Origin of the sequence: Desulfosporosinus hippei DSM 8344 (assembly GCF_900100785.1) — a bacterium.
GTDB classification, from domain to species: domain Bacteria; phylum Bacillota; class Desulfitobacteriia; order Desulfitobacteriales; family Desulfitobacteriaceae; genus Desulfosporosinus; species Desulfosporosinus hippei.
The window spans coordinates 56,064-68,142 of the sequence record NZ_FNCP01000028.1 but is presented as its reverse complement, the minus strand read 5'-3'; the positions used below and the strand labels follow the sequence as shown (position 1 = coordinate 68,142).

Below are 12,079 nucleotides of genomic sequence, written 5' to 3'. Positions count from 1 at the left end.
TTTTGTAATCCACCCCTAAAGATTTAGAGATGAAGGCGGTCAAAAAACCGATCAATTTGTGTCCAAAAAACGGTCATTTTACTTGACCGCTTACAACCCCATGCCGTTGCCGCAGCACATTAGACGAAGACACTGTCTACGCACTGATCAAACCTTCTTGCAGTATGCAACGAAAAGTTATACTTTCTGACTAGTACAAAAAAACCGAAGCAAGCTTCGGTTCATAGGTTGACGATTGTGTTTAATAGTACATTGGTAAAACGGTAAAAGACTGAGAGGTGTGCTACTACTTACTAAACTTCTACTGTCGGGTCATCTGTTGGGTCATCTGTCGGGGCATGTGTAGGGGCATGTGTAGGGGCATCTGTTAGGTCTTCTATTAGATTTTCTGTAGGATCTTCGGGTTCTTCAATTTTCAAACTTGTTTTTGTCAGGGCACCATTTTGGATTTCAGATATTAAGGTTTTAAAATTATCAACGAACTGTTTTTTTTTCTGGAGCCAATTTTTGCCGGTATTAAAGGTTACTTGAGTTTTCTCCTCGACATTTTGCAACGCGCTCTGTGCTTTGTCTTTAATCACAACGGCTTTTTCCCCTAATTTGTGTGCCTGGTCGGATAGATCATGGCGCAATTCCTGACCGCTTTTAGGAGCTAGTAGTAGGCCCGTTACTGCACCGGCTAGACTTCCAAACACTGCTGCCTTAATAACCTTTTTCCGTTCGACTTTGCTTTTCGCCATCGTTTGCCACTCCTTTGAACTTAACAATTTGCCTTAAAGTCATGTTAATGGTTCCGCATCTGAGAATTATCAGGATAGTATTTAATATGTGACGGTTTACATGGTACTTAAGGTAAGATATAGTACAGGGTCGTGTTTGAATACAAAGCTATCTTTTCAGGGATGATTTATTCAGACCTAACCTATTATATGCTTCCAAATAGAAAACGCCTCAAAGAACATCCCGTTTAAAGATTACATAAGATAGAATTAGATGACATATTTTTGTAGCCCGGATAGAGGAGGATTGACAATGTCAACTGATGATTTCATCAGGTCAAAGAGCGACTTGGTACATAAACCATTTACAAGTGTTGTAATTTTGCGTAAGAATTATCTGGGCATTGTCAATGCTTATCCTTCTACGAAGGATTCTGTGCCAAACCATTGTTCAACAAAACCAGATTATCACCCTGAATTTGTTAATGTCCAATCTAGCGAACAAACGATTAGAAAAAAAGAACCATTCAAACTAGGTCAAAAGGTTGATAAAATTGTAAGCTTAAACAAAGCCCTCTATTTTACTCCGCCAAAGAGGTTTGTAAAACTGTTATGCCTCGTCATAACTTTGAGTGGGATACTGATAGTTAAAAATAAACAGAGGAAATTTCACTGATATATAAGGTTTACAGGAGAATAAAAACTTTAATATGAACTAAGGAATAGGCTCTCTAAGTTATAGGATAGAGAGCTTATTCCCTTGCCTCAAGATTGATTTATTCATTTGAGTCTGAATTCTAAGTGAAGATTTAGATGAAGCTGAAAAGAAGCTTTTCTGACTCCGTTATAAAAGTTGTATAAATATAGTAGACCACACAAATAATAGGCCGGAAGGTGTTTTTTCTACAAAGGAGGGCGAACAATGTCAGAACAAGATCAGATGCTTACGCAACGCGAAACTATTGAGCTTCATGAACTTCTTAGTATTGAAGTAATGGCAAAGAAAAAACTCAAAACTACTAAAATGACAATTCAAGATTATAGTGAACTTTCAAGTTATGTCGATGATGTTATTAATGCTAAAGAACAGAACGTTGAAGAATTAAAACAATTTATTAGTAGTAACGTACTACAATAGGAGGTGTAATTTATATGGGCTGGTTTGAGGATCTATTTGGAATTCAAGATTCTGACACTACTAAGATGACGGAAAAAGATATTGCTATAGATATGCTGAAAGATTCGAAGTTTATCCTTAATTCAATGTCTATGGCGATAACTGAAACAACCAATCCTCAACTAAGAGAAATCCTTAAAAAGCAACTTAACAGCGCAATTCAAAACCATTTTCGATTGGTCGACCTATCTGTTCAAAATAATTGGTATCTGCCACGCTCAACACCTATCGAACAAGTTAAACAAGATTACGAAGAAGCTTCAACTACTTAGTTCTTAAGAAAATAACGTGCTAGGAGGGATTAGGTTTGGCAAACCAAAATGAACTTACAACTCACGAGATGCTGGAGTTACATGAAATACTATGTAATGAGACCTTAGGAATAAAAAAGATTGAGTCGATGATCAGTATGGTTAAAGATCAAGAACTTGCTTCTTATATCAAAAATAACGTAACTGCCCGCCGGGAAAATTTAAAGGGATTTCAAGAGCTGGTTTTCGATAAGACTCTTCAATGATAGGAGGTTAAACCCATGCCAACATTCACAAATGCCTTAAGTGACCAAGATATTGTTAATGATATGTTGAAAGACTCCAAGTTTGCAATACATTCACTATCTGTAGCACTTGGAGAGAGTACATCGACTGTCTTCAGAGAAAAACTTGTTAATCAGTTGAACAGTTGCATAGATAACCACTTTAAGTTAAGTGACTTTGCTGCTCAGAAAAATTGGTATCAGCCTTATCAGTCACCGGAACAGCAGTTGCAGGAGGACATCAATACTAGTTTAGGCTTTGTATAAAACTATATTTAATCTAAAAATGCATTGGCGAGAGGGATTTAAATCTCGCCAATGCATTTTTAGATTAAAATTTCATCTTTTGTCCGGTATCTAAAGTACACAAAAATTTAATCGACAATTTAAAATACAGTATAAAATAGGGAATATTTGTATTATAATAAAGGAAATAAAAGGAAGGCAAAGTGTTTTGCCTAAGTGAATGATTAAGCTTTAATAGGAGGGGAGAGGTATGTCATTAAACACACAATTTAGTAAAGAGAAGTTGCTTGAATTCAAAGAGAGAGAAAACAGAGAACGGATTTTTAATATCTTAGGAACTGTAAGTGCAGGGATTATTGTATTAGTTTTTGTAGTTGCCAAATTAATTTATTAATTAACCGATTGATAGTAAATGGTTTGATGTGGTATATTCTTTTTGTAGTTAATGGCAATTTGATATGGAGATTCATATTTGCCAGTTCATTTTGACGAGCTGGCTTTTTATTTTCTCTAAGATTAGTAAGAATCAGAGCAGCTATTCACTCAAACATTTTAAAGGGTTAACATCATTTCCGGATCAAAGCAATAGCTAGCAAGTAACAAAAAAAGACGCTTTAATCAAAGCGTCTCCCTTTTTCTTTAAGATGTGCCCCATAATTGAAGACCAGAATTAATAATAAGCAGATAATGTATATAATTAAATACTTCATATAACACCAACTTCTATAAATCCTAGCTCTGCATTAAAATTAGCCTAATAAATACCTTTCTATTTCACTAAACGAATTGCCAAAAGTAACTGCAGATATTCTTTTTCCTTTAATATACTTATGGTTCAAGTTTTTTTTGAAAGTCTTTTTGTAGTATGCAAGAAGACTTTCAAAATTATCGACTTGGTTAATAATTATCTCAGGCTTGACAAAGCCATCTATTTCGATTTGGACTCCAACATATTGGTAATCAAGTTCTTTTGCGCGTTCAAAGGTACAGCTCAAATAATCAAGGGTTAAAGATCCCATCACTAATTCTCCTCATTATCAATCTAGCATTAAGAATATATTAAAATGTGTCTCCCTGTAATGACCAAACATCCTATCATGAATAGGTCTAAAGACTCATTGCATTAAACAAAGGTAATTATTATTGAAAAATCCGTTCAAATGTAATAATATAAACACATTAATAAAAGACATTTATGAAAGTCGGGGATACGATGATTAATAGAGTTAATAGCATGGAAGTGAGAAAGATTAATCGAAATGCTATCTATAAGTTTTTATATAAGCGGGATCCAATCTCAATTCAAGAAATAGCCCAGTCCTTAAATATGAGTTTACCTACGGTTACTCAAAATATCAAAGAATTGCAAGAAAGAGACTTAATTATTGAAACTGGTTTATTTGAATCGACAGGTGGTAGAAAGGCAAAGGCGATAACTTTTAATAGCCAGAAATATGCTATTGGCTTAGATATTACCCGGAATCATGTCGGAATTGTATTAATTGATTTAAGTGGAAAATTACTTAAAAATGTCCGTAAGCAGTATCCATTTGTCAATTCCAAAGAGTACTTTAAGGGAGTTGGTAACTTAGTAAAAGAATTTATTGATGAGAGCACTATCGAAAGTTCGAAAATTCTAGGTGTAGGTATTGCTTTACCTGCCATATTATCTGCTGATAAACAAACCGTTAATTACGCAACTGTTATCGATTTTCAAGGGGGAAGTGTCAAGGAATTTTGTGAGTTTATACCTTATCCCTGCATTTTGAGTAACGATGCTAATGCGGCAGGTGTTGCAGAACTATGGAATGAAGACGATATTCAAAATGTGGTTTATCTCTCTCTTAATAATAGTGTAGGTGGATCTATTATAATAGGAAAGAATATTTTTTCAGGACAAAATCAACGTAGTGGCGAGTTTGGACATATGACAATTGTTCAAGATGGGCGCACTTGTTACTGTGGTCAAAAGGGTTGTGTTGATGTATACTGCTCAGCTAAAATCCTATCTGACAGTACTAACGGAAGTATTGCTGAGTTCTTTAGACTTCTAAGATTGAAAAATGAACCTCAAAAAGCTCTTTGGGAGGAATATCTTTCACACTTAGTTGTGGTTATTAATAACTTAAGAATGCTTTATGACTGTAATGTAATTATAGGCGGATATGCTGGAGCCTATATGGACGAATACATTGAGGAATTGAGAGAATTAGTCTCAAAAAGAAATTCATTTGAGGTTGACGGAAAGTATTTGCATGTCTGCAAATATAAGTTAGAAGCCACAGCCGTCGGAGCAGCTTTACAACACGTGGAAAATTTTATCAATAATATTTAGGTAGCGATTTATTATTATTGAGGTCCTAGATAGGTATACTTTAGTTACTCAGACTAATACTTGGATTTTTCCGGGAAATATCATAGTGAGTTGAAATTGCAAAATTAATCTGAAATGTATAACTTTACAAGTAAAATGCAGGTTGACTTAGGCGAAAAAAGAGATATAATTTTATTGGAACTTATTAAAATATATTTATAAAAGTCTTATATAAATCGCAAGAAACAAGTTATTTTTTACATTGAAATGGTTTAAGTCGAGAAAAATGTGGGATCTTAAGAGAAAAGATTGTATACCAATTACTGAAAATCAGCATGAGAAAGGATTATTCAAATAATCTCATGGGGGAAGAAAATGAAAGAAAATATTAAGCTGCGGGTGTCACAAATTGAAAAGTCTTTTCCGGGTGTTAAAGCTCTAGATAAAATTGATTTCACCGTGAAAAAAGGTTCGGTTCATGTTCTGTGTGGAGAGAACGGGGCAGGAAAATCTACCTTAATGAAAATCATTAATGGAATTTACCAACCGGATAGCGGTCAGATCTATATAGACGAAAAACCAGTAAAAATCGGTAATCCTATCCAGGCAAGAACTCTCGGGATCTCCATGATCTTTCAAGAGATGAGTTATGTTCCGGAGATGACCGTAGAAGAAAATCTCTTTCTTGGAAATCTCCCCGTCAAAAGGTTCGGTAATGTTAATTGGAAAGAGGTAAGACAACGCACTCAAGAGCTCTTAGTGGCGGAAAACCTTCCATATTCACCGACGACTCCACTCAAGGATCTAACTATCTCAGATATTCAGATGCTAGAAATTATTAAAGCCATTTCCTACAAGTCTGATATCATCATTATGGACGAGCCGACTTCAGCAATTACGCTTAAAGAAGTAGAGAAGCTATTCGTAAAGATAAGAGAACTTAAGGCACGAGGAGTAAGCATTATCTATATATCTCATAAGTTAGATGAAGTTTTCCAGATCGCCGATGATATAACGGTGTTAAGAGATGGAACAGTTGTAGAAAGCCACCCAAAGGAAGAGCTGGATATCGAAACTGTAATCGCCTTAATGGTAGGACGTAAACTGACTACGACATTTCCCAAGGAGCAAGTTCCTATCGGGGAAGATATGCTTCAAGTTGAAAACTTTAATTATCCAAATCTGTTTCATAACGTAAATTTCCACGTTAAAAAAGGTGAGATTTTAGGATTTGCCGGGTTAATGGGTTCAGGACGAACTGAAGTTATGCGTTCATTATTTGGTCTGGAACCTAAAACCTCGGGTGTTGTAAAGATTAAAGGTCAGGAAGTTAAGATTACCAATGTTCAGCAGAGCATTCAGCATGGAATGGTCATGCTTTCAGAAGACAGGCGACGCTATGGTATTATCCCTATGCGCTCCGTTAAAGAAAACACGACTCTCTCTAACCTGAAATCCGTTTTTTATTCCTGCAGAAACCATAAAAAAATCGAGAGAAAATTAGTCTCAGAAATCCTTAACAAAATGAAAATAAAAACACCAACCATTGATACTCCGATTGCTACCTTGAGTGGAGGTAATCAACAAAAAGTGGTTCTCGCTAAATGGATGTTGAGAAATCCGGATATTCTAATCTTGGATGAGCCAACTCGCGGGATTGATGTTGGGGCTAAATATGAAATATACAAGCTTATGACTGATTTAGCAAAAGAGGGTAAAGTTGTAATTATCGTTTCTTCTGAACTCCCCGAGGTCATTGGTATGTGTGATAGGATTTATGTCATGGCTAAAGGGACAATTACCGGGGAGATAAATCGAGAAGATTTTTCTCAAGAACTCATTATGAGATATGCTACTGGGACTCTAACAGCAGGGGGGGTGAACTAAAATGAAACTAGATAATAATTTTTGGACCACAGTTAAAAAGAAATACAGTATTTATTTGATTTTAGTAGGCTTGTTTATTGTATGTTCGCTGGCTAACCCTAACTTTTTGTCAATTAATAACTTGACAAACATCTCCAGACAATTGTCCGTAACCACTATTCTGGCCCTAGGTGCGACGATGCTTATCATAAGTGGGATGCTGGACTTGTCATCAGGTTCTGTCCTGGCACTTGCCGGAGTATTTGCAGTATCCACTTATAAAGCTACCGGATCTTTGTTACTGGCAGTTGCGGTGGGTATTTTCACTGGGATTATCTGTAATGCCATTAATGCTCTCATGATTAGTACTTTTAAAGCACCTCCATTTATTGCTACTTTGGCAATGCTAACTGTGGCACGTGGTGCTGCACTTCTCTACACAAAAGGACAGAATATCCTCCAGCTGGGGAATTTTGTAGAGTTAGGACAGGGATCAATCGGAGTTATTCCTATTCCAATCATTTTTTTGGTAGCGATTGCGATTTTGACCTGGTATTTATTGAATCATACCCGTTTTGGACGTTCTCTTTATGCTGTTGGCGGGAATGAAGAAGCTGCAATTGCTTCAGGGATTAATGTCCACAAAGTAAAATATACTGTATTTATCATTAATGGTATCTTTGTAGGACTTGCCGGGGTTCTCTTTATGTCCCGTGTTAACGCAGGTCTACCTAATGGCGCAATCAATTATGAATTCACGGCACTAACAGCTGCTATTATTGGAGGAACAAGCTTTTCCGGCGGTATTGGTACTGTTGGAGGAACACTTGCCGGTGCGTTTATTGTTGGCTTCCTAGACAACATTATGAACTTGAATAATGTGGACTCCTACATGCAGCAAATTGTACGTGGTACAATCATCGCTCTTGCAGTAATCTATGATATCCGCTCAAGGAATCGCCGAGCAAACAGCATGTTAGGAAAAGTCCAGGATCAAGGGGCAGCTAAAAAGTAGAAACATCAGTTAAGGTTATTTAAAGATCAAAATATCATCTCTTTAACGAAACTAGGTTAAAGAACGATCAAATAGCCTTGCTGTTCAAAGATATAACATATCAAGAGAGAAGGATGGAGAAAAGATGAAGAAAAAACTGTTAAGCGTTGTTTCGTTGTTATTGATGGGGACTTTATTAGCTGGCTGTTCATCAAGTAAACCTACTACACCTGCTCCCAATGACTCAGCTAGTGGCGAGAAAACATACAAGGTTGCATATATTGCACGAGCTCAATCCGATTCATTTGCAGCTTGGCTTGCTAATTCAGTAAAAGAGGAAGCCACCAAATACCCTAATATTAAGCTTGAGGTTTTTGATGGTCAAGCCAACGACGATAAAGAGAATTCTATGATCGAGAATGCCATTACCAACAAATTTGATCTGATTATCGTCCAACCAAACAGTGGCGAATCCCAAAGACCTTATGTAGAAAAAGTTGTTCAATCAGGTATTTTTGCTATCACAACAAACGCACGGATTTCCGGTATTAAAGGCGCATCGTCAGTCGATGCTCAACCTTATGAACAAGCAGCAGTTAATGCCCGTGCAGCCTTAACCCAAATTCCTCAAAATGCCAAAGTCGTTGTCTTAAAAGGACCTTCCGGTAACTTCCATGCCGATGAGCGTCGTGCCAGCTGGCAGAAAGAGTTCTTTGACAAGCGCCCCGATGTTAAAATTGTCGGTGAACAAATTGCTAACTGGAACAAAGATGAAGCTATGAAGTATATGGAAGACTGGGTTCAAGCTAATGATAAAATTGATGCTGTCATTGCCATGAATGATAACATGGCAGCCGGAGCACTAGAAGTTGTAAAAGGTAATGCTAAATATACAAATATGCTGGCTTATGGTGTTGATGGAACTGCAGAAGCTTTATTCCTGATCAAAGAGGGAAGAATGACTTCCACATGTCTACAAAACGCCAATGAACTCGCAGAAAAAATGCTCGATGCCAGTAACAAGCTTTTAACCGGAGCAGAAAAAGAAATTAACACAGACATCGGTAACCCACTTGTAAACAAAGAAAATGTAGATCAGTATATTGAAATTCTAAAAAAATCCGGCACAATAAAATAATTCAACTCAGCTTAGCTTAGCTCTCTGGAGTACGCAGGACATTCTTCCTCAGGGATGAATGTCCTGTTGGCTAAATATTTACTTGGTTAGCGTTCATATGTGCTTGCACCATTTTTAACTAACTTTCATCACTCAAGGAGGGGTACTCAATGAAAAATAGAGCTGCTTATATGACAGGTGTTAATAAAATGGAAATCCGAGAAATCGAAGTTCCGGTACCAAAAGAAAAACAGGTTCTTGTCAAACTTGAATATGTGGGGATTTGCGGGTCTGACGTCCACTATTTAGAACATGGTAAAATAGGGGATTTTGTGGTCAATGGTGATTTTATCTTGGGGCATGAATGTGCTGGTAATGTAGAGGCCGTTGGAGCAGGAGTAGAAAATCTTAAGGTTGGAGACAGAGTAGCCTTAGAGCCGGGGATAACTTGTGGTCAATGCGAATTTTGTAAGTCCGGCAGATACAATCTTTGCCCGGATGTAGAATTTTTAGCGACTCCACCCTATCATGGCTGTTTAATGAACTATATTGCCTTCCCGGAAAATATGGCTTTTAAGCTGCCGGAATCAATCTCAACCAAAGAAGGCGCACTTGTTGAGCCCTTAGCCGTTGGTATGCATGCTGCTAAGCAGGGTGATGTTAAGTTGGGAGATTCAGTAGTGATTCTCGGCTCAGGTACCATTGGTCTGGTTACGCTGCTGGCGTGTAAGGCCTTTGGCGCAACGGATATCACGGTTGTCGATGTCATTCCCAAAAGGCTTGAATATGCTAAAAAATTGGGTGCAACCACAGTTTTAAATGCCACTGAAGTTGATGTGTTAGCAGAAATCGATAAACTGACCAACAAAAAAGGGGTCGATATTGTCATTGAAACGGCAGGTTCCGCCCAAACTATTGCTCAAACCCCCTATCTTATCAAAAATGGTGGGCGTATAGTGCTTGTCGGTATGGCTCCTCAGGATATTATTGAATATAACATTGCTAAAGTATTATCTAAAGAAGCAGAAATCAAATCCGTCTTCCGTTATAGAAATATCTATCCTCAAGCGATCAATGCAATAGCCCAAGGGATTATTGATATTTCAGGAATCATTACCCATGAGTTTGATTTTGAGGATGTTGCCAAGGCTTTTGACTTTGTAATTAACCATAAACAAGATGTAGTTAAAGCTGTGATAAAAATCGGCTAATAGTTTCACCAATTATTATAGAATTGTGAAACAGGAGGGATGCGCTGTGCAATTTTTACTTGGCGTTGATTTAGGAACTTCGGGTACAAAAACTGTGTTGTTTGATCTTGCCGGGAACGCAATCTGTTCCAAAACGATTGAATACCCATTATATCAGCCAGCAAATGGTTGGGCAGAGCAAGACCCTTCTGATTGGTGGAGTGCCACCTGTGCTGGTATTAAATATGTTATCACCACAAGTGGAATTGATGCCTCTGGAATTGCCGGAATAGGTCTTTCAGGACAGATGCATGGGCTTGTCATGCTTGATAAAAACGGAATTGTCTTAAGAAAATCAATCATTTGGTGTGATCAAAGAACCGATAATGAATGCCAACAGATGAATAAACTAGTCGGGGAACGAAGACTCATTGAAATCACGGCCAATCCTGCTCTAACAGGTTTTACGGCTTCGAAAATTCTCTGGGTTCAGAATAATGAACCTGAAATATATGAGAAATGCGCTCATATTTTGCTTCCTAAAGATTATATCCGTTATATGTTTACGGGTGAATTTGCGACAGAAATGTCAGATGCGTCAGGTATGCAGCTTATGGATATCCCTAGACGCTGTTGGTCTGATGAAATATTATCGAAATTTAACATTGACAAGTCTCTGCTGGGTAAGATCTACGAGTCGCCGGAGGTTACCGGTAAAGTACACGGAAAGGCCGCTGAGCTGACAGGACTTCGTGAGGGAACAATCGTTGTGGGCGGTGCCGCTGACAATTCGGCAGCCGCAGTTGGTACAGGAGTTGTTAGGGCGGGGAATGCCTTTACAACTATTGGAACTTCCGGTGTGGTTTACGCAATTTCAGATGACGTTTCTATTGATATTAAGGGCAGAGTGCATACCTTTTGCAGTGCGGTTCCAGGGAAATGGACAGTCATGAGCTGCACATTGGGTGCCGGCTTATCACTGAAATGGTTAAGAGATACCTGTTGCGCTCCGGAAATGATCGAGGCAGAAAAACTGGGAGTTGACCCATACGTCATCATGAATACCCTGGCTGAACAAGTTAAGCCGGGAGCAGGTGGACTGATTTACCTGCCCTACTTAATGGGAGAGCGATCTCCTCATCCGGATCCCTATTCCAGAGGAGTGTTTTTCGGATTGTCTGCCTCCCATAGTCGTGCCAACATGATTCGTGCTGTTATGGAAGGAGTTGCCTATTCCCAGCTTGAATGTGTTGATGTCTTTAAGGAAATGCGGGTTAATGTAGCAGATATGATAGCCTGTGGCGGTGGAGGACGAAGTCCGCTTTGGAGACAAATGCTTGCAGACATGTACGGTTGTCCTGTCAGCACAATTAAAGCCGATGAAGGACCAGCCTTTGGTGTAGCCATCCTAGCGGGAGTTGGAGCAGGAATTTATGATTCTGTTGAAGATGCCTGTGACAACCTGGTTATTAAGAATAGTGTCCAGCAACCGAATGTTGCTGCAGGTCAGGTATATGGGGAGTATTATCAGCTTTACAAAAAATTGTACCTTGATTTGCAGGACTCGTTTAAGCAATTGGCCAGACTTCCAAAATAGGGCTTACTATAATTGAGCTCTTGCTTTAAAAATATAATTAAGTTATTTCTATTAAAAATCGGTCTCTTTCCACTGTTGAGGTGGAAGAGACCGATTTTGCATTGATGTTCATAGAGTGAATTGTGGAAATAACTTAGGTGTTCATCAACGTTAGAAGTAATTGCTGGATTATCTTCCAAATATCTAAATTTCGGTATAAAACCGTTTTTATTTCATTGAGCCCTTAATGTCCTATTGTGCTCGATTTTCTTAGCAAATTGCTAAATGACTCATTTTTCTTCCCATTTATCACAATTCTTTTCAAAAAAGAAAAATTTGCGATAA

Annotated in this window: 14 protein-coding genes; 12 read left to right on the top strand and 2 right to left on the bottom strand. The window is 38.0% G+C overall.

What is annotated here, in order from left to right; all coding sequences use genetic code 11:
* Positions 1–293: 293 nt before the first annotated feature.
* Positions 294–740 carry a YtxH domain-containing protein gene (locus BLS16_RS19185; protein WP_092335265.1) on the bottom strand — a complete coding sequence of 149 codons (447 nt, stop codon included), beginning with the start codon at positions 738–740 and terminating at the stop codon, positions 294–296.
* 292 nt (positions 741–1,032) lie between these two features.
* Between BLS16_RS19185 and BLS16_RS19180 the strand changes: the two genes are divergently transcribed.
* The 6 genes from BLS16_RS19180 (at position 1,033) to BLS16_RS23830 (ending at position 3,071) form a co-directional block, all read left to right on the top strand.
* Positions 1,033–1,395, top strand: a complete 363-nt coding sequence (locus BLS16_RS19180; RefSeq protein WP_092335264.1) for a hypothetical protein — start codon at positions 1,033–1,035, stop codon at positions 1,393–1,395.
* 246 nt (positions 1,396–1,641) lie between these two features.
* Positions 1,642–1,857, top strand: a complete 216-nt coding sequence (locus tag BLS16_RS19175) for a hypothetical protein (RefSeq protein ID WP_092335263.1) — start codon at positions 1,642–1,644, stop codon at positions 1,855–1,857.
* A gap of 14 nt (positions 1,858–1,871) precedes the next feature.
* On the top strand, positions 1,872–2,168 hold the full coding sequence (locus tag BLS16_RS19170; protein ID WP_034596621.1) for a spore coat protein: 297 nt from the start codon (positions 1,872–1,874) through the stop codon (positions 2,166–2,168).
* A 35-nt stretch (positions 2,169–2,203) separates the two neighbouring features.
* Positions 2,204–2,413, top strand: a complete 210-nt coding sequence (locus tag BLS16_RS19165; protein ID WP_092335262.1) for a hypothetical protein — start codon at positions 2,204–2,206, stop codon at positions 2,411–2,413.
* A 15-nt stretch (positions 2,414–2,428) separates the two neighbouring features.
* Positions 2,429–2,698 carry a spore coat protein gene (locus tag BLS16_RS19160; RefSeq protein ID WP_092335261.1) on the top strand — a complete coding sequence of 90 codons (270 nt, stop codon included), beginning with the start codon at positions 2,429–2,431 and terminating at the stop codon, positions 2,696–2,698.
* 229 nt (positions 2,699–2,927) lie between these two features.
* Entirely contained in the window at positions 2,928–3,071 is a 144-nt protein-coding gene (locus tag BLS16_RS23830) for a hypothetical protein (protein WP_165574360.1), read from the top strand.
* Between the two features lie 355 nt (positions 3,072–3,426).
* Here the strand turns inward: BLS16_RS23830 and BLS16_RS19155 are convergent, their stop codons facing one another.
* Entirely contained in the window at positions 3,427–3,696 is a 270-nt protein-coding gene (locus BLS16_RS19155) for a hypothetical protein (protein ID WP_092335260.1), read from the bottom strand.
* A gap of 194 nt (positions 3,697–3,890) precedes the next feature.
* Here BLS16_RS19155 and BLS16_RS19150 point away from each other — a divergent pair, with 194 nt between their 5' ends.
* The 6 genes from BLS16_RS19150 (at position 3,891) to xylB (ending at position 11,755) form a co-directional block, all read left to right on the top strand.
* Entirely contained in the window at positions 3,891–5,012 is a 1,122-nt protein-coding gene (locus BLS16_RS19150; protein WP_092335270.1) for an ROK family transcriptional regulator, read from the top strand.
* A gap of 354 nt (positions 5,013–5,366) precedes the next feature.
* A complete protein-coding gene (locus BLS16_RS19145; protein WP_092335259.1) occupies positions 5,367–6,878 on the top strand; it encodes a sugar ABC transporter ATP-binding protein in 1,512 nt (503 codons plus the stop codon).
* A gap of 1 nt (position 6,879) precedes the next feature.
* On the top strand, positions 6,880–7,872 hold the full coding sequence (locus tag BLS16_RS19140; protein ID WP_092335258.1) for an ABC transporter permease: 993 nt from the start codon (positions 6,880–6,882) through the stop codon (positions 7,870–7,872).
* Positions 7,873–7,996: 124 nt separating this feature from the next.
* Positions 7,997–8,989, top strand: coding sequence for a sugar ABC transporter substrate-binding protein (locus BLS16_RS19135; protein ID WP_092335257.1), 993 nt, complete (start codon positions 7,997–7,999; stop codon positions 8,987–8,989).
* 149 nt (positions 8,990–9,138) lie between these two features.
* A complete protein-coding gene (locus BLS16_RS19130) occupies positions 9,139–10,179 on the top strand; it encodes an NAD(P)-dependent alcohol dehydrogenase (protein ID WP_092335256.1) in 1,041 nt (346 codons plus the stop codon).
* A 46-nt stretch (positions 10,180–10,225) separates the two neighbouring features.
* Positions 10,226–11,755 carry a xylulokinase gene (gene xylB, locus BLS16_RS19125; RefSeq protein WP_092335255.1) on the top strand — a complete coding sequence of 510 codons (1,530 nt, stop codon included), beginning with the start codon at positions 10,226–10,228 and terminating at the stop codon, positions 11,753–11,755.
* Positions 11,756–12,079 lie beyond the last annotated feature (324 nt).

Bases quoted from the DNA above. Each gene is read 5' to 3' on its own strand.
- BLS16_RS19180 (WP_092335264.1), top strand. From the start codon at position 1,033: ATGTCAACTGATGATTTCATCAGGTCAAAGAGCGACTTGGTACATAAA.
- BLS16_RS19140 (WP_092335258.1), top strand. From the start codon at position 6,880: ATGAAACTAGATAATAATTTTTGGACCACAGTTAAAAAGAAATACAGT.
- BLS16_RS19175 (WP_092335263.1), top strand. From the start codon at position 1,642: ATGTCAGAACAAGATCAGATGCTTACGCAACGCGAAACTATTGAGCTT.
- BLS16_RS19135 (WP_092335257.1), top strand. From the start codon at position 7,997: ATGAAGAAAAAACTGTTAAGCGTTGTTTCGTTGTTATTGATGGGGACT.
- BLS16_RS19185 (WP_092335265.1), bottom strand. From the start codon at position 740: ATGGCGAAAAGCAAAGTCGAACGGAAAAAGGTTATTAAGGCAGCAGTG.
- BLS16_RS19170 (WP_034596621.1), top strand. From the start codon at position 1,872: ATGGGCTGGTTTGAGGATCTATTTGGAATTCAAGATTCTGACACTACT.
- BLS16_RS19155 (WP_092335260.1), bottom strand. From the start codon at position 3,696: ATGGGATCTTTAACCCTTGATTATTTGAGCTGTACCTTTGAACGCGCA.
- BLS16_RS19130 (WP_092335256.1), top strand. From the start codon at position 9,139: ATGAAAAATAGAGCTGCTTATATGACAGGTGTTAATAAAATGGAAATC.
- BLS16_RS19145 (WP_092335259.1), top strand. From the start codon at position 5,367: ATGAAAGAAAATATTAAGCTGCGGGTGTCACAAATTGAAAAGTCTTTT.
- BLS16_RS19150 (WP_092335270.1), top strand. From the start codon at position 3,891: ATGATTAATAGAGTTAATAGCATGGAAGTGAGAAAGATTAATCGAAAT.
- BLS16_RS23830 (WP_165574360.1), top strand. From the start codon at position 2,928: ATGTCATTAAACACACAATTTAGTAAAGAGAAGTTGCTTGAATTCAAA.
- BLS16_RS19160 (WP_092335261.1), top strand. From the start codon at position 2,429: ATGCCAACATTCACAAATGCCTTAAGTGACCAAGATATTGTTAATGAT.